Annotated in this window: 22 protein-coding genes; 9 read left to right on the top strand and 13 right to left on the bottom strand. The window is 53.9% G+C overall.

Translation table 11 applies throughout. The features are described from left to right. Nucleotides 1-57: 57 nt before the first annotated feature. From dxs to xseB, 3 genes are read right to left on the bottom strand one after another with little or no spacing between them, the layout of a single operon-like run. Complete coding sequence (gene dxs, locus C5687_RS00765) at nt 58-1,920, bottom strand: 1-deoxy-D-xylulose-5-phosphate synthase (RefSeq protein ID WP_025756192.1); 1,863 nt, start codon at nt 1,918-1,920, stop codon at nt 58-60. Between the two features lie 24 nt (nt 1,921-1,944). After that, nucleotides 1,945-2,844, bottom strand: a complete 900-nt coding sequence (gene ispA / locus C5687_RS00760) for a (2E,6E)-farnesyl diphosphate synthase (RefSeq protein WP_104556236.1) — start codon at nt 2,842-2,844, stop codon at nt 1,945-1,947. Beyond that, on the bottom strand, nt 2,845-3,087 hold the full coding sequence (gene xseB, locus C5687_RS00755; RefSeq protein WP_008503331.1) for an exodeoxyribonuclease VII small subunit: 243 nt from the start codon (nt 3,085-3,087) through the stop codon (nt 2,845-2,847). Nucleotides 3,088-3,278: 191 nt separating this feature from the next. On the opposite strand from xseB, the gene thiI reads away from it, so the two are divergent. After that, nucleotides 3,279-4,727 carry a tRNA uracil 4-sulfurtransferase ThiI gene (thiI, locus tag C5687_RS00750; protein WP_095449291.1) on the top strand — a complete coding sequence of 483 codons (1,449 nt, stop codon included), beginning with the start codon at nt 3,279-3,281 and terminating at the stop codon, nt 4,725-4,727. 67 nt (nt 4,728-4,794) lie between these two features. Here thiI and yajL read toward each other — a convergent pair whose 3' ends face one another. Both yajL and panE read right to left on the bottom strand, forming a co-directional pair. Then, nucleotides 4,795-5,385 (bottom strand): protein deglycase YajL, encoded by a 591-nt coding sequence (yajL, locus tag C5687_RS00745; protein ID WP_095441155.1) that lies wholly within the window; start codon nt 5,383-5,385, stop codon nt 4,795-4,797. After that, nucleotides 5,348-6,259 (bottom strand): 2-dehydropantoate 2-reductase, encoded by a 912-nt coding sequence (gene panE, locus C5687_RS00740; RefSeq protein ID WP_095451581.1) that lies wholly within the window; start codon nt 6,257-6,259, stop codon nt 5,348-5,350. Before panE ends, yajL begins: the two co-directional genes overlap by 38 nt. Nucleotides 6,260-6,380: 121 nt before the next feature. On the opposite strand from panE, the gene C5687_RS00735 reads away from it, so the two are divergent. Then, nucleotides 6,381-6,872, top strand: a complete 492-nt coding sequence (locus C5687_RS00735) for a YajQ family cyclic di-GMP-binding protein (RefSeq protein ID WP_025756186.1) — start codon at nt 6,381-6,383, stop codon at nt 6,870-6,872. A 32-nt stretch (nt 6,873-6,904) separates the two neighbouring features. Here C5687_RS00735 and C5687_RS00730 read toward each other — a convergent pair whose 3' ends face one another. From C5687_RS00730 to C5687_RS00695, 8 genes are all read right to left on the bottom strand, one after another. Then, nucleotides 6,905-8,266 carry an MFS transporter gene (locus C5687_RS00730; protein ID WP_047957878.1) on the bottom strand — a complete coding sequence of 454 codons (1,362 nt, stop codon included), beginning with the start codon at nt 8,264-8,266 and terminating at the stop codon, nt 6,905-6,907. Nucleotides 8,267-8,416: 150 nt separating this feature from the next. After that, nucleotides 8,417-9,304 (bottom strand): heme o synthase, encoded by an 888-nt coding sequence (gene cyoE / locus C5687_RS00725; protein ID WP_025756184.1) that lies wholly within the window; start codon nt 9,302-9,304, stop codon nt 8,417-8,419. Between the two features lie 11 nt (nt 9,305-9,315). Continuing rightward, nucleotides 9,316-9,642, bottom strand: a complete 327-nt coding sequence (locus C5687_RS00720) for a cytochrome o ubiquinol oxidase subunit IV (RefSeq protein WP_025756183.1) — start codon at nt 9,640-9,642, stop codon at nt 9,316-9,318. After that, nucleotides 9,642-10,256: a cytochrome o ubiquinol oxidase subunit III gene (locus C5687_RS00715; RefSeq protein WP_025756182.1), complete on the bottom strand. Its 615-nt coding sequence runs from the start codon at nt 10,254-10,256 to the stop codon at nt 9,642-9,644. The genes C5687_RS00720 and C5687_RS00715 overlap by 1 nt, the downstream gene beginning before the upstream one ends. Continuing rightward, entirely contained in the window at nt 10,246-12,237 is a 1,992-nt protein-coding gene (gene cyoB, locus C5687_RS00710; RefSeq protein WP_025756181.1) for a cytochrome o ubiquinol oxidase subunit I, read from the bottom strand. Before cyoB ends, C5687_RS00715 begins: the two co-directional genes overlap by 11 nt. A 16-nt stretch (nt 12,238-12,253) precedes the next feature. Then, entirely contained in the window at nt 12,254-13,201 is a 948-nt protein-coding gene (gene cyoA, locus C5687_RS00705; RefSeq protein WP_013095851.1) for a cytochrome o ubiquinol oxidase subunit II, read from the bottom strand. A 478-nt stretch (nt 13,202-13,679) separates the two neighbouring features. Then, entirely contained in the window at nt 13,680-15,155 is a 1,476-nt protein-coding gene (gene ampG / locus C5687_RS00700; protein ID WP_104556235.1) for a muropeptide MFS transporter AmpG, read from the bottom strand. 45 nt (nt 15,156-15,200) lie between these two features. Then, nucleotides 15,201-15,779, bottom strand: coding sequence for a lipoprotein (locus C5687_RS00695; RefSeq protein WP_025756179.1), 579 nt, complete (start codon nt 15,777-15,779; stop codon nt 15,201-15,203). A 305-nt stretch (nt 15,780-16,084) separates the two neighbouring features. Between C5687_RS00695 and bolA the strand changes: the two genes are divergently transcribed. From bolA to ppiD, 7 genes are all read left to right on the top strand, one after another. Then, nucleotides 16,085-16,402: a transcriptional regulator BolA gene (gene bolA, locus C5687_RS00690; RefSeq protein ID WP_013095855.1), complete on the top strand. Its 318-nt coding sequence runs from the start codon at nt 16,085-16,087 to the stop codon at nt 16,400-16,402. Nucleotides 16,403-16,732: 330 nt separating this feature from the next. Then, on the top strand, nt 16,733-18,031 hold the full coding sequence (tig, locus tag C5687_RS00685; RefSeq protein WP_104556234.1) for a trigger factor: 1,299 nt from the start codon (nt 16,733-16,735) through the stop codon (nt 18,029-18,031). Between the two features lie 259 nt (nt 18,032-18,290). Further along, nucleotides 18,291-18,914 carry an ATP-dependent Clp endopeptidase proteolytic subunit ClpP gene (gene clpP, locus C5687_RS00680; protein ID WP_008503317.1) on the top strand — a complete coding sequence of 208 codons (624 nt, stop codon included), beginning with the start codon at nt 18,291-18,293 and terminating at the stop codon, nt 18,912-18,914. 127 nt (nt 18,915-19,041) lie between these two features. Further along, nucleotides 19,042-20,316: an ATP-dependent protease ATP-binding subunit ClpX gene (clpX, locus tag C5687_RS00675; protein WP_008503316.1), complete on the top strand. Its 1,275-nt coding sequence runs from the start codon at nt 19,042-19,044 to the stop codon at nt 20,314-20,316. Nucleotides 20,317-20,498: 182 nt separating this feature from the next. Further along, complete coding sequence (gene lon / locus C5687_RS00670; protein WP_023334706.1) at nt 20,499-22,853, top strand: endopeptidase La; 2,355 nt, start codon at nt 20,499-20,501, stop codon at nt 22,851-22,853. A 210-nt stretch (nt 22,854-23,063) separates the two neighbouring features. Then, a complete protein-coding gene (gene hupB, locus C5687_RS00665; protein WP_002444653.1) occupies nt 23,064-23,336 on the top strand; it encodes a nucleoid-associated protein HU-beta in 273 nt (90 codons plus the stop codon). Between the two features lie 212 nt (nt 23,337-23,548). Continuing rightward, nucleotides 23,549-25,420 (top strand): peptidylprolyl isomerase, encoded by a 1,872-nt coding sequence (ppiD, locus tag C5687_RS00660; protein ID WP_094918594.1) that lies wholly within the window; start codon nt 23,549-23,551, stop codon nt 25,418-25,420. The last annotated feature ends 118 nt before the right edge of the window (nt 25,421-25,538 follow it).

Raw genomic sequence — 25,538 nt, 5'->3', positions numbered from 1 at the left:
CGCTCCTGCTGTTTAAACAATACGTTTAAGCATAGCAGGAGCGGAAAAGAGGAGGGATCAGGCCAGCCAGCTGCGGATTTTGGCTTCGATACCGGCAGCATCCAGGCCAATCGCCGCGCGGGCTTCGTCCTGAGTGCCTTGTGGGATGAAGTAGTCCGGCAGACCGAGGTTGAGCACCGGAACGGCTTTACGGTTCGCCATCAGCACCTCGTTCACGCCGCTGCCTGCGCCACCCATGATGGCGTTTTCTTCCAGGGTGACCAGCACGTCATGCGTTTCAGCCATGCTGAGGATCAGGGATTCGTCGAGCGGCTTCACAAAACGCATATCCACCAGCGTGGCATTCAGCGATTCCGCCACCTTTGCGGCCTCTGGCATCAGCGTGCCGAAGTTCAGGATCGCCACTTTCTCGCCACGACGTTTTACCAGTCCTTTACCGATCGCCAGTTTCTCCAGCGGCTGCAGCTCAACGCCCACCGCATTACCGCGCGGGTAGCGAACCGCACTCGGCCCGTCCTGATAGTGGTAGCCGGTAAACAGCATCTGACGACATTCGTTCTCGTCGCTTGGCGTCATGATCACCATCTCCGGGATGCAGCGCAGGAAGGAGAGATCAAATGCGCCCTGGTGCGTCTGGCCATCAGCGCCGACGATGCCGGCACGATCGATTGCAAACAGTACCGGCAGTTTCTGAATCGCCACGTCATGAATAACCTGATCGTAAGCGCGCTGCAGGAAGGTGGAGTAGATCGCGACAACCGGTTTGTAGCCGCCAATCGCCAGACCCGCCGCAAAGGTGACCGCATGCTGCTCGGCAATGGCCACGTCAAAGTACTGGTCAGGGTATTTTTTAGAGAACTCCACCATGCCGGAACCTTCACGCATGGCCGGGGTGATCGCCATCAGCTTATTGTCTTTCGCGGCGGTTTCGCACAGCCAGTCGCCGAAGATTTTTGAATAGCTCGGCATACCGCCGCTGCTTTTCGGCAGACAGCCGCTGGACGGGTCAAATTTCGGTACCGCGTGGAAGGTGATCGGATCTTTTTCCGCCGGTTCGTAACCACGCCCTTTCTTGGTCATGATATGCAGGAACTGCGGGCCTTTCAGGTCGCGCATGTTTTTGAGCGTGGACACCAGCCCCAGCACGTCATGACCATCAACAGGACCAATATAGTTAAAGCCCAGCTCTTCAAACAGCGTGCCTGGCACGACCATGCCTTTGATGTGCTCTTCGGTACGTTTGAGCAGCTCTTTGATCGGCGGTACGCCGGAGAAGACTTTCTTGCCGCCTTCACGCAGCGTTGAGTAAAGCTTGCCGGAGAGCAGCTGTGCCAGATGGTTGTTCAGCGCGCCGACGTTTTCGGAAATCGACATTTCGTTGTCGTTCAGAATCACCAGCATGTCCGGCTTGATGTCGCCCGCGTGGTTCATGGCCTCAAAGGCCATCCCGGCGGTGATGGCGCCGTCGCCGATCACGCAGACGGTGCGGCGCTGCTTGTTCTCTTTTTCAGCGGCCACGGCAATCCCGATGCCCGCTGAAATGGAGGTGGAGGAGTGACCGACGCTCAGTACGTCATACTCGCTCTCACCGCGCCACGGGAACGGATGCAGGCCCCCTTTCTGACGAATGGTGCCAATCTTATCGCGACGTCCGGTCAGAATTTTGTGCGGATAGGCCTGGTGACCCACGTCCCAGATAAGCTGATCGAACGGCGTGTTATAGACATAGTGAAGCGCCACGGTCAGCTCAACCGTGCCAAGCCCGGAGGCGAAATGGCCGCTGGAGCGGCTTACGCTGTCGAGCAGGTAACGACGCAGCTCGTCGCACAGCTTCGGCAGGCTCTCTTTCGGCAACAGACGTAACTCCTGGGTGGAGTCAACTAACGCCAGTGTCGGGTATTTGGCAATATCAAAACTCATCAAAGGCTCATCGAGATAGTGTGTTTATTTATCACGCTGGATTATATAGTCCGCTAGCGCTTCCAGTGCCGAAGTATCCAGTGATTGCGCGGCCAGCAGATTCAGCGACTGGCGGGCATCCTCTATCAGATCCCGGGCTTTACGCTGGGCTTGCTCAAGACCCAGCAGGGCGGGGTAGGTACTTTTGCCAAGCTGCTGGTCCGCACCCTGACGTTTTCCCAATGTTGCAGTATCGCCCACCACATCCAGAATGTCATCCTGAACCTGGAATGCCAGACCGATACTTTCGGCGTATCTGTCCAGAATCGGCAGGGCTTTGCGCCCTCGCTCACCCGCGCTCAGCGCGCCCAGGCGTACGGCTGAACGAATCAATGCCCCGGTTTTATGGCGATGAATACGCTCCAGCTGTTCCAGATTAACCTGACGTCCCTCCGCGTCCAGATCGAGAGCCTGTCCGCCGCACATGCCGGCCACGCCGCTGGCCATTGCCAGTTCGGAGATCATCGCCAGGCGGTCGCGGTCAGCCACTTCCGACATAGGTGCATCGCTCAGGATCGAGAATGCCAGCGTTTGCAGGGCATCACCCGCCAGAATGGCATTCGCCTCGCCAAATTTGATGTGGCAGGTAGGTTGACCCCGACGCAGATCGTCATCATCCATGGCCGGTAAATCATCGTGGATCAGTGAGTAGGCATGGATGCACTCCACGGCGGCTGCCGGGGCGTCCAGCGTGTTATCGCTGATACCAAACATATTGCCTGTGGCGTACACCAGAAACGGGCGCAGGCGCTTTCCCCCCAAGAGTGCGCCATAGTGCATGGCTTCAACCAGTGGAGTGTTCTGAAAAGGCTGGGGCGCAATGAAACGGCGCAGGGCGTCGTTGGCGCGCACGACACGCGCCTGAAGCTCGTTGGCAAAATCCATTTACTCGGCGTCCGGTGTAAAAGGCGTGGTTTTCGCGTCTTCGCTGTCGGACAGCAGGATCTGTACGCGCTGTTCAGCCTGCTGCAGCTTGACCTGCCCCTGGCGTGCCAGCTGCACGCCGCGCTCGAATTCGTTGAGCGCCTCTTCCAGCGGGAGATCGCCGCTCTCAAGGCGGGTGACAATCTGCTCCAGTTCACTCAGCGCAGTTTCGAAACTGGCCGGTGCGTCGTTCTTCTTCGGCATAGTGAATTGACTCTTATATTCTCAGCCCCGACATGGTAACGGACTCAGGGCAATTATCAAATAACGCGCAATGTGCACAGGAGCGGCGCGATGGTGGTATACTTGCGCGCCTGGATGCAGCCACGGGTGTGGGCTGCTGTACTCTTTTCCATTACAAGCCTTAATACGCTTGCCTAAGAAACATTGCCGCCATGAAGTTTATCATTAAATTGTTCCCTGAAATCACCATCAAAAGCCAATCTGTGCGTTTGCGCTTTATTAAAATTCTCACCGGGAACATTCGTAACGTATTAAAGCACTACGACGAAACCCTCGCCGTGGTGCGCCACTGGGACCACGTTGAAGTCCGTGCGAAAGACGAAAACAAACGTCAGGACATTCGTGACGCCCTGACCCGTATCCCGGGGATCCACCATATTCTGGAAGTGGAAGATGTCCCGTTCAGCGACATACACGATATCTTCGAGAAAGCGCTGGTTCAGTATCGCGACCAGATTGAAGGCAAAACCTTCTGCGTGCGCGTGAAGCGTCGCGGTAAACACGAATTCAGCTCCATTGAAGTGGAACGTTACGTCGGCGGCGGTCTGAACCAGCACGTTGAGTCTGCGCGCGTGCGTCTGACCAACCCGGACGTGACCGTGAATCTGGAGATCGAAAACGATCGCCTGCTGTTGGTGAAAGGGCGCTATGAAGGTATTGGCGGTTTCCCGATCGGGACTCAGGAAGATGTCCTGTCCCTGATCTCCGGCGGCTTCGACTCCGGCGTCTCCAGCTATATGCTGATGCGCCGCGGCTGCCGCGTGCACTACTGCTTCTTCAACCTGGGCGGTGCGGCGCACGAAATCGGCGTTCGTCAGGTTGCGCATTATCTGTGGAACCGCTTCGGCAGCTCCCACCGCGTGCGTTTTGTGGCGATCAACTTCGAACCTGTGGTCGGCGAAATTCTTGAGAAAGTGGACGATGGCCAGATGGGCGTCATCCTGAAGCGTATGATGGTGCGTGCGGCATCCAAAGTGGCGGAGCGCTACGGCGTGCAGGCGCTGGTCACAGGGGAAGCGCTGGGCCAGGTCTCCAGCCAGACGCTGACCAACCTGCGCCTTATCGACAATGTGTCTGATACCCTGATCCTGCGCCCGCTGATTTCCCACGACAAAGAGCACATCATCGACCTGGCGCGCGAAATTGGTACCGAAGATTTTGCCCGCACCATGCCGGAATACTGCGGTGTGATCTCAAAAAGCCCGACCGTTAAAGCGGTGAAGGCGAAGATCGAAGCGGAAGAAGAGAACTTCGATTTCAGCATTCTGGATAAAGTGGTGGCGGAAGCGTCCAACATTGATATCCGCGAAATTGCCCAGCAGACCGAACAGGACGTGGTTGAAGTGGAAACCGTGAGCGGTTTCGGTGCGAACGATGCGATTCTGGATATCCGCTCTATTGATGAGCAGGATGACAAGCCGCTGCAGGTAGACGGTGTGGAAGTGGTTTCGCTGCCGTTCTACAAGCTGAGCACGAAGTTTGGCGACCTCGACCAGAGCAAAACGTACCTTCTGTGGTGTGAGCGCGGGGTGATGAGCCGTCTGCAGGCGCTGTATCTGCGCGAGCAGGGCTTTGCCAATGTGAAGGTGTATCGTCCGTAGTTTCTCGCCGGGGAGTGCGGCCTGATGCCCTCACCCCGGCCCTCTCCCACGGGGAGAGGGAGAACACCTATTCGTAGTAATTATAAATCCCCGCCGGCATCACCAGCGATGACGCCACTTCGTACGCTTTTTCGCGCCCGACCAGCAGGTCGATAATCTTTAAGCCAAAATCAATCGCGGTGCCTGGCCCCTGGCTGGTCAGCAGGTTGACGCGCGGATCCCAGACCACGCGTTTATCCACCCACTGCTCTTCCGGGATCGTATCCTTAAGCCCCGGGAAGCCGGTCATGTTACCGATGGGGAAGATGTCATGGGGTACCAGCACCGTGCCGGCCGCAGCACAAATGGCGGCAACGATGCGGCCCGAAAGATGGAACTGACGCACGGTCTCGACCAGCAACGGGCTGTCACGAAAACACTCCGCACCCTTCAGGCCACCAGGCAGCACGATAATGTCATAATCCCCGTCAGCCACCTGCACAAGCGGGGCATCCGCGAGGATCTTCACCCCGCGCGAGCAGGTGATAGCCAGATTACCATCGCTGGCGACGCTGGCGGTGGTGACCTTAATGCCGCCGCGCACCATCAAATCAATGGTAGTGACCGCTTCCATCTCTTCGCTACCAGGGGCGAGACAGATCAGTGCTGACGCGCTCATATTCACTCTCCTTACGTTTAACCAGGTCATACAGACGGGCGTTTTCCGGCACCGCGATGCCGTGCGCGCGGGCGCGTTTTAGCAGATATCCCGTGATGTAGTCGATCTCTGTGTGGCGTAATGCCCGAACATCCTGCAACATCGAGGAGATGTTTTCTGCGGTACTCTCAATGACCTGCTCGACATAACAGCGTAAATCGTCTGCCGAGGTATGCAAGCCTTCCCGCTCAACGACCGCCGCGACTTCCGCACACAGCAGCGCAACCTCGTCAGGATGATTTTTCAGCTCCCCGTTTGGGCAGTTCCACAGCGCCGTCAGTGGGTTAATCACGCAGTTGACGGCCAGCTTGCGCCAGAGTTGAGGACGAATGTGGTTATGCCAGGCCACGTCAGGTAATACCTTCTGCAGGACATCAGCCAGATAACTGTAGTCCCCATCCTGCGGTCTGGCAGGCCCGATGTGCGTCACGCCGCTGGCGACATGGACAATAATGTTACCGTCGCGGCGTGCAGCGTGAGTGGTTGTCGCCATCAGCAGGGGCTGCGGGACGCTTTTCAGTTCATCCAGGGTCCCCATGCCGTTATGCAGCAGCAGGATGGGGGACGTGGGGGGGAGCTGCACGGCCAGGGTTTTGACCGCGTCCGAGACCTGCCACGCTTTGAGCGTCACCAGTAAAAGGTCGCTTTGCGCCAGGAAATCCGGATCGTTCGCAGTGAGGGATTCGTTAAAGATGCTTCCGTCTTCACCAATCAGGTTTACACTGCAATAGGGCTGGGGCACGCGCAGCCAGCCCTGAACCTCATGTCCATGCTTGCACAACGCAGTCAGCCATAGCTGACCAAGGGCTCCGCATCCGAGCACTGTAATTTTCATTGTTCCTCCTCACCTGCAACTGCGCCAGGTGTTACAGCTTAATTATACAGCTAAGCTTCTGTTGAGTTATGTCTCGTAGCGGGTATTATGCAACGCAACAAAAGTGAAGGGAGAAGAAAAGATGCCATCTTTCGATATTGTTTCCGAAGTTGATATCCAGGAAGTTCGCAACGGCGTTGAGAACGCAACCCGCGAAGTTGAGTCACGTTTCGATTTTCGTGGCGTAGAGGCGTCGTTTGAGCTCAACGATGCAAATAAGACCATTAAGGTGCTGAGCGAGTCTGATTTCCAGGTGAACCAGCTGCTCGACATTCTGCGCGCTAAGCTGTTAAAACGCGGCATTGAAGGGACGTCTCTGGATGTGCCGGAAGACTTTGTCCACAGCGGTAAAACCTGGTTTGTGGAAGCCAAACTGAAGCAGGGCATTGAGAGCGCGGTGCAGAAGAAGATCGTTAAGCTCATCAAAGACAGCAAGCTGAAGGTACAGGCGCAGATCCAGGGCGAAGAAATCCGTGTTACCGGAAAGTCACGCGATGACCTGCAGTCCGTGATGGCGCTGGTGCGCGGCGGCGATCTGGGACAACCGTTCCAGTTTAAAAACTTCCGCGATTAAGACAATAATGCCCGGTTTGACCGGGCATTTTTTCAGGCGCTGAGCGCCTGCTCGACCTCAAAGCGGTTGGTCACTTTACTGTCTATTTTGACGTAAGCGCTGCGTTCTTCCGCGACAATAAGCACCTCTGTCACCCCCTCTTTGGCTTCGAGACGCTGTTTCAGCGCATCGCTAATCTCCACGTTATCCGGAATTTCTACCCGCAGGCTGCTCACGTAGCGCGGCTCTTTCATGGTGCTGGCGACCAGCAGCCAGACCGTCGCCAGTAGCGCACCGGCGAGAAATACGGTTTGTGAATCAAACAGCCCGTCAACCCAGCCACCAAGCGAGCCGCCGATCGCCACGCCGAGAAACTGGCTGGTGGAGTAAATGCCCATTGCCGTACCTTTGTAGCCGGCGGGAGACTCTTTGCTGATCAGCGACGGGAGCAACGCTTCCATCAGGTTAAAGGCGAGGAAGAAGAGTTGCACGCCGGCGATCAGCTCCCAGAAGTGCGGGCCGGCGCCCCAGAGCACGATCTCGGCAATCAGCAGGAGCGCCACGCAGCCCACGAAGACGCGCTTCATTTTGCGCTTCACTTCGGCGTAGATGATAAACGGCACGACGGAGACAAACGAAATCAGCATCGTGACCAGATAAATTTTCCAGTGCTCAGCCGCCGGGAAACCTGCAGCGGCAAGCTGGCCGGGCAGGGCGACAAAGGTCGACATCAGCAGGATGTGCAAACACATAATGCCAAAATTGAGCTTGAGCAGGCGGGGTTCAACAATCACCTTGCTGAAGCAGCCTTTTACCATCCCTGATTCACGGTTCAGGACGTGGTTTTTGCTGTCCGGCACCACCCACAAGGTTAAGGCAATCCCGACCGTCGCCAGCACGGCAATCATCCAGAACAGGGCGTGCAGACCAAGTGCATGGGTAATAATGGGGCCCAGCACCATCGCAATTGCAAAGGTGACGCCAAAGCTCACGCCGATAAACGCCATCGCTTTGGTACGGTTCTGCTCGCGGGTTAAGTCTGACAGCAGCGCCATCACCGCGGCGGCAATTGCGCCGGAACCCTGCAGGGCGCGGCCAAGAATAATTCCCCAGATGGAGTGGGAGAGGGCGGCAATGATGCTGCCGAGAACAAAGACCAGCAGTCCGCCGACGATCAGCGGCTTGCGGCCCACCCGGTCAGAGAGCAGGCCAAACGGGATCTGGAACACCGCCTGTGCCAGGCCGTAAATGCCAATCGCCAGGCCAATCAGCGCCTCGCTGGCGCCCTGCAGGGCCATACCGTATGTGGTCAGAACAGGCAGGACCATAAACATGCCAAGCATCCGTAGCGAGAAGACAGTCCCTAAGCCCCAGGTCGCGCGAAGCTCGCCTGGCGTCATTTTATAATCGTTCATTACCACCTCAGTTCAAAAGCAGGCCATAGTGTAGTGCGGGGAAGGGGCGGGGTAAATAAAGGGTTATTTAACAAATATTACATGCGTTATTAATAGATTTGGTGAATAAAAAAAGGGTGCCGAAGCACCCCTTTATTCATCTGTTGAGGCTTACCAGACGTAAGTCAGCAGGTTGTGTGAATCTGGCACCATAAAATCTACGGACATCATCACGGAAAGCGAGGTGATGGCGACAATCGAGAACACAAACAGTTTGCGCGCCCAGACTTTGTCATCTTCCACTTTGTAACCGCGCAGCGCCATACCGAGCCACCAGACGCTCACTGCAGCCGCTACCGCCAGATATTTGTATCCAGCGTAGCCACCCAGAGAGAGCATCAGCGTTGCGACAGCAAAGGCGATGATGTAGAGCGTAATGTGGTTCTTGGCAACAGAGATGCCTTTCACGACCGGCAGAACCGGGATGTTCGCTGCCTGATAATCCTTAAAGCGGAAAATCGCGATGGCATAGGAGTGCGGCATCTGCCACAGGCTAAAGATAGCCAGCAGGATAGCCGCACCGCTGTCGAACTCGTTCGTGACCGCGCAGTAGCCAATCACCGGCGGCGCAGCGCCGGAGAGAGAACCAATCAGCGTGCCGTACACGGAGTGACGTTTCATATACAGGCTGTAAATGCCTACATACACCACGAACCCCATCACCCCCAGCCAGCAGGCCAGCGGGTTAGCACCAAACCACAGCAGCATAAAGCCAGCAATACCCAGCAAGGTGGCGTACACCAGCGAGACGGAAGGGGCGATCAGGCCTTTCACCAGCACCCGATTTTTGGTCCTTTCCATCTTCTTGTCGATATCCATGTCGATGTAGTTGTTAAATACACAACCGGACGCAACAACCAGTGACACACCGACCAGCGTGTAAATAAAGAGGGTGTAATCAATGCTGCCTTTAGAGGCCAGCAGGAACCCTCCGATCACGGAGATCAGGTTGCCAAAGATGATGCCTGGTTTCGTTACTTGCAGGTATTGCTTAAACATACTCGCCGCTCTTAGTGAACCATCATGTTGTAGTTGAGGTTCCACATAATCCAGATGGAACCGACTACCAGGATAGCGATGATAATCACGGTAAAGATGAAGGCCGTCATGTTCCAGCCTTCATCGGACTTGGTGTTCATGTGCAGGAAGCAAACCAGATGCACCAGAATCTGAACCACCGCGGTCACCAGGATTGCACCCAGAATAACCGGCTTGGAGGCAGAACCGCTCATCACCATCCAGAACGGGATCACCGTCAGGATGATCGACAGGATAAAACCTGTCATGTAGGTTTTTACGCTACCGTGGGAAGCGCCATGATCGTTTGAATGACTCATTACATCGCCCCCATCAGATACACTACAGAGAACACACAGATCCACACCACGTCCAGGAAGTGCCAGAACAGGCTCAGGCACAGGATACGGGTACGGTTAGTACTGGTCAGGCCGCGACGGGAGATCTGGAACATTAGTACTGCCATCCAGATCAGACCGGAGGTCACGTGCAGACCGTGGGTACCGACCAGCGCGAAGAACGCTGACAGGAAGCCACTGCGATCCGGACCGAAGCCTTCCAGGATCAGGTGATGGAATTCATAGATTTCCATCCCGATAAATCCAGCACCAAACAACCAGGTCAACGCCAGCCAGGAAACAACCTGGCTCTTGTTGTTTTTGTACATGGCGATAGCCGCCATGCCGTAGGTGATGGAGCTGAATAACAGCAGTGCGGTTTCAACCAGAACGAACGGCAGTTCAAAGATGTCCTTACCGGTCGGGCCGCCCGCTGTGCCGTTCACCAGAACGGCATAGGTCGCGAACAGACAGCAGAACAGAATGCAGTCGCTCATCAGGTAGATCCAGAAACCGAAGACTTTGGTCGGTCCTGTATCGTGGTGCGCATGTTCATGCGCGTGGGCAGTCGAGTGCGCCAGAGTATCAGTTGCCATTTTTCAGCCCCGCTTTAGAAATCTCGTCGAAATGCTGATTTTCCAGCTTTTCAACTTCACGGACTGGTACGTAGTAGTCCACGTCCTCGTCAAAGCTCTTCACAATCCAGCTGATTACGATGCCAGCGAAGCCAACAATCGCCATCCACCAGATGTGCCAGATCATTGCGAAACCAAATACCGTTGCGAAAGCGGCAATCACAATGCCCGCACCGCTGTTTTTCGGCATGTGGATCTCTTCGTAATGAGCAGGTTGCTTGTACGCTTCACCTTTTTCTTTCATTTCCCAGAATGCGTCGCGTTCATGAACCTGCGGCACAACGGCAAAGTTATAGAAAGGCGGTGGAGAAGAGGTTGCCCACTCCAGCGTACGGCCACCCCATGGGTCACCGGTCAGGTCACGGTTCTGGTCGCGGTCGCGAATAGACACGTAGAACTGAATCAGCTGAGACGCGATACCACAGGCAATCAGCACCGCACCGCCCGCTGCAACCATCAGCATTGGGTGGAACTGCGGATCAATCTGCTGGCTCAGACGACGGGTCATACCCATGAAGCCCAGCACGTACAGCGGCATAAATGCCACGAAGAAACCGATGATCCAGAACCAGAACGCGCGTTTACCCCATTTCTCGTTCAGCGTGAAGCCGAACGCTTTTGGCCACCAGTAGGTTACGCCAGCGAAGCAGCCGAAGACCACGCCACCGATGATAACGTTATGGAAGTGCGCAATCAGGAACAGACTGTTGTGCAGAACGAAGTCAGCACCTGGTACCGCCAGCAGTACGCCGGTCATCCCACCTACGGAGAAGGTCACGATGAAGCCGATGGTCCACAGCATGGCTGAGTGGAACACGATACGGCCCTGATACATGGTGAACAGCCAGTTGAAGATCTTCACCCCGGTCGGGATGGCGATAATCATGGTGGTAATACCGAAGAAGGCGTTTACGTTCGCGCCCGCACCCATGGTGAAGAAGTGGTGCAGCCAAACGATGAACGACAGAACGGTAATACAGACGGTTGCCCACACCAGCGAGGTGTAACCAAACAGACGCTTACGCGAGAAGGTTGCTGCGATTTCGGAGAACACACCGAAGACAGGCAGAACCAGGATGTACACTTCCGGGTGACCCCAGGCCCAAATCAGGTTGATGTACATCATCATGTTGCCACCCATATCATTCGTGAAGAAATGGGTGCCCAGGTAGCGGTCCAGGGTCAGCAGCGCGATGGTGACGGTCAGAATTGGGAAGGACGCGATAATCAGGATGTTGGCGCACAGCGATGCCCAGGTAAATACCGGCATCTTGAACATGGTCATGCCCGGGGCACGCATCTTGATAATGGTCACGAAGAAGTTGATACCGGTCAGGGTTGTACCAACACCGGAGAGCTGAAGCGCCCAAATCCAGTAGTCGACACCTACGCCCGGACTGTACTCGATTCCTGACAGCGGCGGGTAAGCCAGCCAGCCGGTCTGCGCGAATTCGCCCACACCCAGTGACAGGTTAACCAGGATTACGCCGACAACCGTGAACCAGAAGCTCAGGTTGTTCAGGAACGGGAACGCAACGTCGCGCGCGCCGATTTGCAGCGGAACGACCACGTTCATCAGACCGATAACCAGCGGCATCGCCACGAAGAAGATCATGATAACGCCGTGGGCGGTAAAGATCTGATCGTAGTGGTGCGGCGGCAGGAAGCCGGCTTCACCCGCAGACGCGAGTGCCTGCTGGCTACGCATCATGATCGCATCCGCAAAGCCACGAATTAACATGACGATACCGACGATGCAGTACATGATACCGAGTTTTTTGTGGTCAACCGAAGTCAGCCACTCGTTCCACAGGTAGCTCCACTTACCGAAGTAAGTGATTAAGGCCAGTAAGGCCGCACCACCGATGATAATTGCAGCCACCGTAACCATGATAATCGGTTCATGGTAGGGCACTGCATCCAGTGTCAATTTTCCGAACATTTTCTTCCTCGGCCCCTTAGTGAGCGGTTTCCGCGTGGCTCATGTCCATGCCTTCCATACCTTCGTGCGCGCTGTGCTCGCCTTCAGGCTGGGTCATGTCCATGCTCTTGCCGTGATCCATAAATTTGCCAATAACGTCTTTGAACAAATCAGGTTTCACGTTAGAGAAGTACTCCACCTTGTTGTATTCGCTAGGTGCAGCCACTTTTTCGAACGCCGCCATGTCAGACATGGTGTTTGGAGACTGCTTCGCTTTTGCAACCCACTGGTCGAAAGCGGCACGGTCCGGCGTTGCGATAGCTTTGAACTTCATACCTGAGAAGCCCGGGCCGCTATAGCTGGCGGAGATACCATCATAGGTGCCTGCTTCATTCGCGATCAGGTGCAGGTTAGTCTGCATACCGGCCATCGCGTAAATCTGGCTACCCAGACGTGGGATGAAGAAGGAGTTCATTACGGAGTTGGAGGTCACTTTGAACTGAACCGGAGTGTTCGCCGGGAAGGCGATTTCATTCACGGTAGCAATGCCCTGCTCTGGATAGATGAAGAACCATTTCCAGTCCATGGAGACCACTTCGATGGTAATAGGTTTTTCATCGTGAACCAGCGGTTTGCTTGGCTCAAGTGCGTGAGTGGTTTTCCAGGTCAGCACGGCAAGGAACAGGATGATAAGGATAGGTACCGTCCAGACCACAGCTTCCACTTTATTGGAGTGTGACCAGTTCGGGCTATACTTCGCATCTTTATTGCTCGCACGATACTTCCAGGCGAAACCAACAGCCATCAAAATGGCTGGAATAACCACAATCAACATCAGGCCAAAAGCCGTCAATATCAGTGAACGTTGTTCCAGTCCAATCTGTCCTTTGGGGTCTAGTAGTGCAGAATCACAGCCACTGAGTAATACAGTGCCTGCGAATAATGACAACCATCCCAAACTTTTATTGTATTTCCTGAGTCTCATTTAACGACCTCAATTCCACGGGAGTCTGGTGGCGTTTAAAGTGTGCGGGCATTTTACGGGAAGGTTACATTACTGTAAACATCATTAGGCCTGTGTCAGGAAGGTGTTACCGGGTTCTGCCGCACGTGTCACAAGTGTTGCAAATTATGTCGGTTTTTATGACCGAAGCCGCATGGCATGGGCTTTATAACGAAAGGACCCCCAAGCATACCCTAAAAGGGGCAATTGGTATAACCATTGTTAAAAATAAACAAAAAATTAACAATTAATTATCAATAAAAAGACATCTAAAAAACGAAAAATCAAACTTCCCAATGCTGAATCGTTTAATGAAAAATAGTCTTTTGGAACCGGAGCCAATAATTTCCAAATCCTATCCCGCACAAAACAACAAATATTTTTTTAGCGGTTGCTGGCTATTTCACCGTTATAATTTCGCTTAGTGATTACAACGGGAAATAACCTTTCGCATTTTTCTTCAGGTCATGCGCGTTTTACGCAGCGCCATGAAATCGAGCACGCCTCCCGTCAGGATCCCGACGACGGCCAGCAGGGCGCCAGCGTCCAGCAGAAGGGCTTCCAGAGGGAGCGCCAGCAACGTGCTGACATTAATAATGAGCACGACCAGCCAGAGAGCCAGGGCAACACAGCCCGTCATTAACAGACGTAACGCAAAACGGTAGGCGCGATGATATTCGGTGCGCGGCATAAAGTGTTCTGTTCGCTGGGTATATTCCAGCGTCTGACGGCAGACAAGCAGTAATAAAATCCCTGGCACCGCCGCAACCACAGAGAAGAGATAAAACGTCGGCCAGCCGTGGGCTTCCACAAACCAGCCAGCAATCGGCCCCACGTAGACGCGGCCAACGGCAGAGAGTGCCGAGAGCAGTGCGAACTGCGTGGCAGAAAACGACTTGTTGCAGAGCGTCATCAGCAGGGCGACAAATGCCGCGGTGCCCATCCCGCCACAGAGGTTTTCAAAGAACACCGCGGTAGCCATGCTGACCATATGTTTGTCGGTGATCGACAGCAGCCAGTAACCTGCGTTAGACGCCCCTTGCAGGATGCCGAAAATCAACAGTGCGCGGAACAGCGTCAGGCGCTGCATTAATACACCACCGTAGAGCGCGCCGACGATGGTCGCGAACAACCCCAGCGTTTTATTCACCACACCCACTTCGCCGGCATCAAAACCGACGCCCCGGATAAGGAAGGTGGTAGTCAGGCTCATCGCAAAGGCATCGCCAAGCTTATAAAGGACGATAAGCAGCAGGATCAGCCAGGCGTTGTTACGGCCAAAGAAATCACGCAGTGGTTCGGCGACGGCCTGCTCCAGCGTACGGGGAACCGGGATAACATCGCTTGGTTCGGGCGCAAACAGCGTCGCGATAATGCAGGGGATAAGCAGGGCAGCCATCAGCCAGTACATGCCCTGCCAGCCGAGGTAACGGTCGGCCAGCCAGAGAGCCAGCCCGCCGGAGACCAGCATCCCGAGGCGATAGCCCAGGACGCTGATGGCCGCACCGGCACCGCGCTCTTCCGCCGGTAAGACGTCCGTCTTCCAGGCGTCGAACACGATATCCTGGGAAGCGGAGCAGAAGGCAATCACCACCGCGAGCGCGGCCATCCAGCGTAACTGCGAGGTGGGTTCAAGAAAACCCATCCCTGCAATGGCCAGCAGCAGCAGGACCTGGGTCATCACCAGCCAGCCACGACGACGCCCCAGAAATGGCGGCGTGTAGCGATCCATGACCGGAGACCACAGGAACTTAAAGACATAGGCCTGGCCCACCAGCGAGAAGAAACCGATGGTTTTAAGATCGATATTCTCGACCGTCATCCATGCCTGAAGCGTGCCGGAAGTGAGCGCGAGGGGTAAACCCGAGGCAAAGCCGAGGATCAGCAGAATGGCTGATTTCGGTTGCTGGAAAATACGTAAGTATTGACTGGACATGTTCTTAGCAACTGACCCGGTAACACACCGGGTCAGCCAGCAGAATTAACGCGCGTTCTGTTTGATGAAGTCGTGAATGCTGGTGTCCTGCGCCATGTCGGAGATAGTGTCCGTCAGCACGCTGTTAACCGCATCAGCAATATTTTTATTAGACGCCTGGAACGCGCCTTCTACAGAGTAGCTCGCACGGTAATTTTTGGTCATCTTGTTGCCATTCTTCGCGGTCGCGATGATGGCGATATCCGCTTTAGTGGCGATGTTGTAGCGCACGTTACCCTGGGAGACGTCAGCGTACAGGTTGTTCACGATGATCTGCAGATCCACCGCGCCGCTTGGGCCAACCATATAACCGCGAGAGGTCATCTGTTTCTCCAGCACTTCCTGCAGCAGGAAACGCAGGTCGCGGGACGCGGTCAATGTCACCAGTTGGTTGTCGCGGGTCACCTTCGCCAGAGCCTGATCCTGACGCTGATCGGCACCGTTAATGCTCACGGTGACGCCCATCAGGCTTGGGTCCTGCTGAGGCAGGGTGATTTTCGGTGAAACATCAATGGTGGTTGGCGGGGTAGCGCAGCCTGCCAGCATAAAAAGGGCTACCAACGGGAAGAAGAGTTTTTTTAACATTTTAAGGTTCTCACGAATCGTAAGCATAGAGAGAGAAAAAATTGCCGCCATCATAACATCGCCAACGGCCAGGGGAAGTGGTCAACGCATGTAAATTCATCGCCTTGTCTGAAAACTGACCAGCTCACCCTTTTTCTCAATCGTGGAATGACAAAACGTATGAGCCACACAGTAAACTTCATTCGTTTGGATGAGAAAATAAGACGAAAGCTAAATATTTGTTGTCAAGGTGTAATGGAAACGGTAAAAGCGGCTAATATTTAAAGGGATGGGTGACATCCTGGCGTTGTCGGAGGAGTAATTTCATGATGATACGTGAGCAGATAGAAGATAAATTAAGGGCAGCGTTCAACCCTGTGTTCCTCGAAGTCGTCGACGAGAGCTATCGTCATAACGTACCGGCAGGTTCTGAAAGCCACTTCAAAGTGGTTCTTGTTAGCGATCGCTTCACGGGAGAACGTTTCCTGAACCGACACCGCTTGATCTACAGCACCTTGACGGAAGAACTCTCCACAACCGTACATGCCCTGGCGTTGCATACCTACACCATTAAGGAGTGGGAAGGCTTGCAGGATACGGTTTTTGCCTCCCCGCCTTGTCGGGGAGCAGGCACCATCGCCTGATAAATCGGATTTGCAACCGCTGGAGTTTTTCCAGTATGTTGCATACAGATTTCCTCAAAACGGCCTCCGGGCCGTTTTGTTTTGTCTGAGTTTTGAGCGGATGGTGCGTTTTTAAGGCTAAAAATAGCCTTAAAGTGTGAAAAAAGCCGCAGCAACATGCCCCAACCGTTCTCGACTCACCTAAGTGATGCCGCTATAATGCCGCGTCTTAATGAATGTCTTCGGGATGATTCTGGCGACAGGGAATGTGAATCTGCACTAAGAGAGCATCCCGGTATAACAGACAGATTCAGAGTTGACCGAGCACTGTGATTTTTTTGAGGTAACAAGATGCAAGTTTCAGTTGAAACCACTCAAGGCCTTGGCCGCCGTGTAACGATTACTATCGCTGCTGACAGCATCGAAACTGCTGTGAAAAGCGAGCTGGTCAACGTAGCAAAAAAAGTACGTATTGACGGCTTCCGTAAGGGCAAAGTACCAATGAATGTTGTTGCTCAGCGTTATGGCGCTTCTGTGCGTCAGGATGTGCTGGGTGAGCTGATGAGCCGTAACTTTATTGATGCGATCATCAAAGAAAAAATCAATCCGGCCGGCGCGCCGAACTACGTTCCAGGCGAATACAAACTGGGCGAAGACTTCACCTACTCTGTAGAGTTCGAAGTGTATCCGGAAGTCGAGCTGAAAGGTCTGGAATCTATCGAAGTTGAAAAACCGATTGTATCCGTGACTGACGAAGACGTTGACGGCATGCTGGACACCCTGCGTAAGCAGCAGGCGAACTGGAAAGAGAAAGAAGGCGCTGTTGACGCGGAAGACCGTGTGACCATCGACTTCACCGGTTCTGTAGACGGCGAAGAGTTCGAAGGTGGCAAAGCGTCTGACTTCGTACTGGCGATGGGCCAGGGTCGTATGATCCCAGGCTTCGAAGACGGTATCAAAGGCCACAAAGCGGGCGAAGAGTTCACCATCGACGTGACCTTCCCGGAAGAGTACCACGCTGAAAACCTGAAAGGTAAAGCGGCGAAGTTCGTTATCAACCTGAAGAAAGTTGAAGAGCGCGAACTGCCAGAACTGACTGAAGAATTCATCAAGCGTTTCGGCGTGGAAGATGGTTCTGTCGCGGGCCTGCGTACCGAAGTGCGTAAAAACATGGAGCGCGAGCTGAATGGCGCGGTGCGTAACCGTGTTAAATCTCAGGCGATCGAAGGTCTGGTGAAAGCGAACGAAATCGACGTGCCAGCTGCCCTGATCGACGGCGAAATCGACGTGCTGCGCCGTCAGGCTGCACAGCGTTTCGGTGGCAACCAGCAGCAAGCGATGGAACTGCCACGCGAACTGTTCGAAGAGCAGGCAAAACGCCGCGTTGTTGTTGGCCTGCTGCTGGGCGAAGTGATTCGTACCCACGAGCTGAAAGCTGACGAAGAGCGTGTGAAAGGCCTGATCGAAGAGATGGCTTCTGCATACGAAGATCCATCAGAAGTGATCGAGTTCTACGGTAAGAACAAAGAGCTGATGGACAACATGCGCAACGTTGCCCTGGAAGAGCAGGCTGTTGAAGCGGTACTGGCGAAAGCGAAAGTGACCGAAAAAGCGACCTCTTTCAACGAACTGATGAACCAGCAGGCGTAATTTCGGCCTGACGGTTTAAAGTTTGAACAGAAAACCCGTTGCCTTGCGGCAGCGGGTTTTTTTTATCGCAGCTTAGCCCAGGAAGAGTGCTAAAACGCCCTTTCGGTGTTAGCGTAACAACAAAAGGTTGTTATGCTTGAAATAGGGCACTGTGAACCCCATAAGTACGTAATCATGATGAATGAGACTGGCTGATAATCCGTCCGTAAGGTTACAATCAGTACAGCAGGTGTTTTCAATTTTGATCCAGGAGACGGAAATGTCATACAGTGGCGAACGAGATAACTTTGCACCCCATATGGCTCTGGTGCCAATGGTTATTGAACAGACCTCACGTGGTGAGCGTTCTTTTGATATCTATTCCCGTCTGCTCAAGGAACGCGTTATCTTTCTGACAGGCCAGGTGGAAGACCACATGGCTAACCTGATCGTGGCGCAGATGCTGTTTCTGGAAGCGGAAAACCCGGAAAAAGACATTTACCTGTACATTAACTCCCCGGGTGGCGTGATTACAGCAGGTATGTCCATTTATGACACCATGCAATTCATCAAGCCTGATGTAAGCACTATCTGTATGGGTCAGGCTGCATCTATGGGCGCGTTCCTGTTAACAGCAGGGGCTAAGGGTAAGCGTTTCTGCTTGCCGAATTCCCGCGTGATGATTCACCAGCCGCTGGGCGGTTACCAGGGGCAGGCGACGGATATTGAAATCCACGCCCGCGAAATCCTGAAAGTAAAAGCGCGCATGAATGAACTTATGGCGCAGCATACGGGTCAACCCCTCGAGCAGATCGAGCGCGATACCGAGCGCGATCGCTTCCTCTCTGCTTCAGAAGCAGTTGAGTACGGCTTAGTCGACTCCGTGTTGACCCATCGTAATTGATGCCCGCGACGCGAGTGTGCCGCTATACTAAGGTAGGGCGGCACTCTGCCTGAGAGCAGCTTGCGTCTTAGAATGGCATTTGCGTCGTCATGTGCGGCACAAAGAACTTAAAAAGAGGTTTGGACTCATGACAGATAAACGCAAAGATGGTTCGGGCAAACTGCTGTACTGCTCTTTTTGCGGCAAAAGCCAGCATGAAGTGCGTAAACTGATTGCCGGGCCGTCCGTGTATATCTGCGACGAATGTGTCGATTTATGTAACGACATCATTCGCGAAGAGATTAAAGAAGTCGCGCCACACCGCGAGCGCAGCGCGCTGCCAACGCCGCATGAAATTCGTCATCACCTTGACGACTATGTCATCGGTCAGGAGCAGGCCAAGAAAGTACTGGCGGTAGCGGTATACAACCACTACAAACGTCTGCGCAACGGCGATACCAGCAATGGCGTAGAACTGGGTAAAAGTAACATTCTGCTGATCGGCCCAACCGGGTCCGGTAAAACGCTGCTGGCTGAAACCTTGGCGCGTCTGCTGGATGTACCGTTCACCATGGCGGATGCCACCACCCTGACCGAAGCCGGTTATGTGGGTGAGGACGTTGAAAACATCATCCAGAAACTGCTGCAGAAGTGCGATTACGACGTACAGAAAGCCCAGCGTGGGATCGTTTACATCGATGAGATCGACAAGATCTCCCGTAAATCAGACAACCCGTCCATCACCCGTGATGTATCAGGTGAAGGCGTACAGCAGGCACTGCTGAAGCTGATTGAAGGGACGGTTGCTGCCGTTCCGCCGCAGGGGGGACGTAAACACCCTCAGCAGGAGTTCCTGCAGGTTGATACCTCCAAGATCCTGTTCATCTGTGGCGGTGCGTTTGCCGGTCTGGATAAAGTCATCTCCCACCGTGTTGAAACCGGCTCCGGCATTGGTTTTGGCGCAACGGTGAAATCAACGTCCGAAAAACCGAACGAAGGCGAACTCCTGGCACAGGTTGAACCAGAAGATCTGATCAAGTTCGGTCTGATCCCTGAGTTCATCGGTCGTCTGCCGGTGGTGGCAACCCTGAATGAACTGAGTGAAGAGGCGCTGATCCAGATCCTGAAAGAGCCGAAAAATGCGCTGACCAAGCAGTATCAGGCGCTGTTCAATCTGGAAGGCGTTGACCTGGAATTCCGTGACGAAGCGCTGGATGCGATTGCCAAAAAAGCAATGAGCCGTAAAACCGGCGCGCGTGGCCTGCGTTCTATCGTTGAAGCGGCTCTGCTCGACACCATGTACGATCTGCCTTCAATGGAAGACGTTGAAAAAGTGGTGATTGACGAGTCCGTGATTAGCGGTCAAACCAAGCCACTGCTGATTTACGGTAAACCGGAAGCACAGCAGGCGTCTGGCGAATAATTCACCAAATCATACAAGCAGTTAATCAAAAAGGGGGGATTTTATCTCCCCTTTACTTTTTCCTTATTCATAGCGTTGAATGTGTGGGAAACATCCCCATATACTGGATACATGTTAATGGTTATGTGAAGCACAGTGACATGACCAGCTTACCTGGCGGACACTAACTAAGAGAGAGCTCTATGAATCCTGAGCGTTCTGAACGCATTGAAATCCCCGTATTGCCGTTGCGCGATGTGGTGGTTTATCCGCACATGGTCATACCCTTATTTGTAGGGCGGGAAAAATCTATCCGTTGCCTCGAAGCCGCTATGGATCATGATAAAAAAATCATGCTGGTGGCGCAGAAAGAAGCATCAACGGATGAGCCGGGTGTAAACGATCTTTTCACCGTCGGGACCGTGGCCTCTATTTTGCAGATGCTGAAGCTGCCTGACGGCACCGTGAAGGTGCTGGTAGAAGGTCTGCAGCGTGCGCGTATTACCACTCTGTCAGACGATGGCGAACACTTCTCCGCGAAGGCAGAGTACCTTGATTCGCCTGAACTGGATGAGCGCGAGCAGGAAGTGCTGGTGCGCACCGCGATTAGCCAGTTTGAAGGCTACATCAAGCTGAACAAGAAAATCCCACCAGAAGTGCTGACGTCGCTGAACAGCATCGACGATCCTGCGCGTCTGGCGGACACCATCGCAGCCCATATGCCGCTGAAGCTGGCTGACAAGCAGTCCGTGCTGGAAATGTCCGACGTTAACGAACGTCTGGAATATCTGATGGCGATGATGGAGTCTGAAATCGATCTGCTGCAGGTTGAGAAGCGTATTCGCAACCGCGTGAAAAAGCAGATGGAGAAATCTCAACGTGAGTACTATCTGAATGAGCAAATGAAAGCCATTCAGAAAGAGCTCGGCGAGATGGACGACGCGCCGGACGAAAACGAAGCGCTGAAGCGCAAGATCGATGCGGCGAAGATGCCGAAAGAGGCGAAAGAGAAAGCGGAAGCAGAACTGCAGAAGCTGAAAATGATGTCTCCGATGTCGGCGGAAGCGACCGTGGTGCGCGGCTACATTGAGTGGATGGTACAGGTTCCGTGGAACGCCCGCAGCAAGGTCAAAAAAGACCTGCGTCAGGCACAGGAAATCCTGGATACCGACCACTACGGCCTGGAACGTGTGAAAGACCGCATTCTTGAGTACCTTGCGGTACAGAGCCGTGTGAACAAAATTAAAGGCCCTATTCTGTGCCTGGTAGGACCGCCGGGGGTGGGTAAAACCTCTCTGGGCCAGTCCATCGCCAAAGCGACTGGCCGTAAGTATATCCGTATGGCGCTGGGTGGCGTACGCGATGAAGCGGAAATCCGCGGTCACCGCCGCACCTACATCGGTTCTATGCCGGGTAAACTGATCCAGAAAATGGCGAAAGTGGGCGTTAAAAACCCGCTGTTCCTGCTCGATGAGATCGACAAAATGTCATCGGACATGCGTGGCGATCCAGCCTCGGCTCTGCTGGAAGTGCTTGATCCAGAACAGAACGTGGCGTTCAGCGATCACTACCTGGAAGTGGACTACGACCTGAGCGACGTCATGTTTGTCGCGACGTCGAACTCCATGAATATTCCGGCCCCGCTGCTGGACCGTATGGAAGTGATTCGTCTCTCCGGTTATACCGAAGATGAGAAGCTGAACATTGCTAAGCAGCACCTGCTGCCGAAACAGATAGAGCGTAACGCGCTGAAAGCCAACGAGCTGACCGTAGAGGACAGCGCGATTATTGGCATTATCCGTTACTACACCCGTGAAGCGGGCGTGCGTAGCCTTGAGCGTGAAATCTCTAAACTGTGTCGTAAAGCGGTGAAACAGCTGCTGCTGGATAAGAGCCTGAAACACATTGTGATCAACGGCGACAATCTGCATGCCTATCTCGGCGTTCAGCGTTTCGACTACGGTCGCGCGGACAACGAAAACCGTGTGGGCCAGGTGACTGGTCTGGCATGGACGGAAGTGGGCGGCGATCTGCTGACCATCGAAACCGCTTGTGTCCCGGGCAAAGGCAAACTGACCTACACCGGTTCTCTGGGTGAAGTGATGCAGGAGTCCATTCAGGCGGCGCTGACCGTGGTGCGCGCGCGCGCGGAAAAACTGGGCATCAACCCGGATTTCTATGAAAAACGCGACATCCACGTTCACGTTCCTGAAGGGGCAACGCCGAAAGATGGCCCAAGCGCGGGTATTGCCATGTGTACCGCGCTGGTATCCTGTCTGACCGGCAACCCGGTGCGCGCCGATGTGGCGATGACCGGTGAAATCACCCTGCGTGGTCAGGTTCTGCCAATCGGTGGGTTAAAAGAAAAACTGTTGGCGGCACATCGCGGTGGGATCAAAACCGTATTGATCCCGTACGAAAACAAACGCGATCTGGAAGAGATTCCGGACAACGTGATTGCCGATCTGCAGATCCATCCTGTTAAGCGAATTGAGGAAGTTCTTAGTCTCGCATTGCAGAATGAACCTTCCGGAATGCAGGTTGTAACCGCAAAATAGTGACCTCGCGCAAAGAGCGTCAATAAAAACAAGGCTGGTAAGTGATTTCGCACTTGCCAGCCTTTTTTTGTATAGCTAATTTAGATTGCTGATTAGGTCAGCCATCAACAACGGGTGTTGTAAGGTCATGGCAGGCCTGATATAACTGCTGCGCGGTCGCGTTGTGAAGGATTCAGACGCGATATAAATTATAAAGAGAGGAAGAGAACAGTGAATAAATCTCAACTGATTGACAAAATTGCTGCTGGTGCTGATATTTCTAAAGCTGCAGCTGGACGTGCGTTAGATGCATTAATTGCTTCTGTTACTGAATCTCTGCAGGCTGGGGACGACGTTGCACTGGTAGGCTTCGGTACTTTTGCTGTTAAAGAGCGTGCTGCCCGTACTGGCCGCAACCCTCAGACCGGTAAAGAGATCACCATCGCTGCTGCTAAAGTGCCGGGTTTCCGTGCAGGTAAAGCGCTGAAAGACGCAGTAAACTGATTGCTTTCCCGTTTCAGGGAAGCCGGATAGTACAAGGGCGCATCGTTTGATGTGCCTTTTTTGTTTGTCCAGACCTGATTTGTACGAGTTTATGCGAGTTGTGGGCTGACAATCGCCCCGTTTTCTTGTCACAATAGGCCTTCACGCGCGACGGGCAGGATTTACCGTCAGCGTCAGGTAATCAGTCACCTACAGCGGAGTGTTGTTACACCATGATGGACAGCTTACGCACGGCTGCTAACAGTCTCGTGCTCAAGATTATTTTCGGTATCATTATCGTGTCGTTCATATTGACCGGCGTGAGCAGTTACCTTATTGGCGGTGGCGCGAACTATGCCGCAAAAGTGAATGGCCAGGAGATCAGTCGTGGTCAGTTCGAGAATGCTTTTGCCGGTGAACGTAACCGTATGCAGCAACAGCTGGGCGACCAATTCTCTGAGCTGGCGGCGAACGAAGGGTATATGAAGACCCTGCGCCAACAGACGCTGAACCGTCTTATCGACGAAGCGCTGCTGGACCAGTATGCCAAAAAACTGGGCCTCGGCATCAGCGACGAGCAGGTGAAAAAAGCCATTTTCTCCACGCAAGCCTTCCAGTCTAACGGCAAATTCGATAACGCGCGTTACAACAGCATCGTCAACCAGATGGGCATGACCGCCGATCAATACGCCCAGGCGCTGCGTAACCAACTGACTACCCAGCAGCTCATCAATGCTGTTGTGGGGACTGATTTCATGCTCAAAGGTGAAACGGACGAACTGGCCGCGCTGGTAGCGCAGCAACGCGTTGTGCGTGAAGCGACCATTGACGTGAACGCCCTGGCGGCGAAACAGCAGGTAAGCGACGCTGACGTTAACGCCTGGTACGAGCAGAACAAGAATTCCTTTGTTTCTCCGGAGCAGTTCCGCGTGAGCTACATCAAGCTGGATGCGGCTGCATTGCAGGAAAGCGCGTCTGACGCGGAGATCCAGTCTTACTACGATCAGCATCAGGATCAGTTCACTCAGCCGCAGCGCAACCGCTACAGCGTAATTCAGACCAAAACCGAGGCTGATGCCAAAGCGGTACTGGATGAACTGAATAAAGGCGCAGATTTCGCGACCATTGCGAAAGCGAAATCCACCGATATTATCTCTGCGAAAAACGGTGGGGATATGGGCTGGCTGGAAGAGGCAACGACCCCTGATGAACTGAAAAATGCCGGTCTGAAAGATAAAGGCCAGTTGTCTGGTGTTGTTAAATCTTCCGTTGGTTTCCTGGTGGTTCGTCTGGACGACATCATCCCTGCGAAAACCAAACCACTGGCTGAAGTTCGTGATGACATCGCGGCGAAAGTGAAGCAGGAAAAAGCGCTGGATGCCTACTACGCACTGCAGCAGAAAGTGAGCGATGCGGCCAGCAACGACAACGAATCTCTGGCGGGTGCAGAGCAGGCGGCTGGCGTGAAAGCGGTTGAAACGGGCTGGTTTGGCCGTGATAACCTGCCGGAAGAGCTGAACTTCAAACCGGTTTCAGATGCCATCTTTAACGGTGGGCTGGTCGGCGAGAACGGCACGCCAGGCAGTAACTCTGACATCATTACCGTTGATGGCGATCGTGCGTTCGTTCTGCGTGTTAGCGAGCACAAGCCAGAAGCGGTCAAACCGCTGGCGGAAGTGAAGGATCAGGTTGTCGCCCAGGTTAAGCACAATAAAGCGGAACAGCAGGCGAAACTGGATGCTGAAAAGATTCTGGTTGATCTGAAAGCGGGTAAAGAGGACGCGTTGAAAGCGGCTGGCCTGAGCTTCGGTGAGGCGAAAACGCTGAGCCGTACGAGCCAGGATCCTGTCAGCCAGGCTGCATTTGGTCTGAGCCTGCCTGCGAAGGATAAACCGAGCTTCGGCTCCACGACTGATATGCAGGGTAACGTCGTTCTGCTGGCGCTCGATGAAGTGAAAGCCGGCACTCTGCCAGAAGCGCAGAAGAAAGCGATGGTTCAGGGCATTACCCAGAACAATGCCCAGATCGCTTTCGAAGCGATGATGAGCAACCTGCGTAAAGATGCCAAAATCAAGCTGGGTGATGTGATGACTCAGCAGCAATAATTACGTATCTGCTCGCAGATTTTCGTAACGCTCTGCAAAAACTCAAGGCCGCTTTCGCGGCCTTTTCCATTTCTGCAATCTGCCGTTTGTGCCTGTTTTCATCGATGGCTATCGTGAC

This window comes from Enterobacter sichuanensis (assembly GCF_002939185.1).
Lineage (GTDB): Bacteria > Pseudomonadota > Gammaproteobacteria > Enterobacterales > Enterobacteriaceae > Enterobacter > Enterobacter sichuanensis.
Note: the sequence above shows the minus strand (reverse complement) of the source record. Positions and strands in the feature narration are given on the sequence as shown.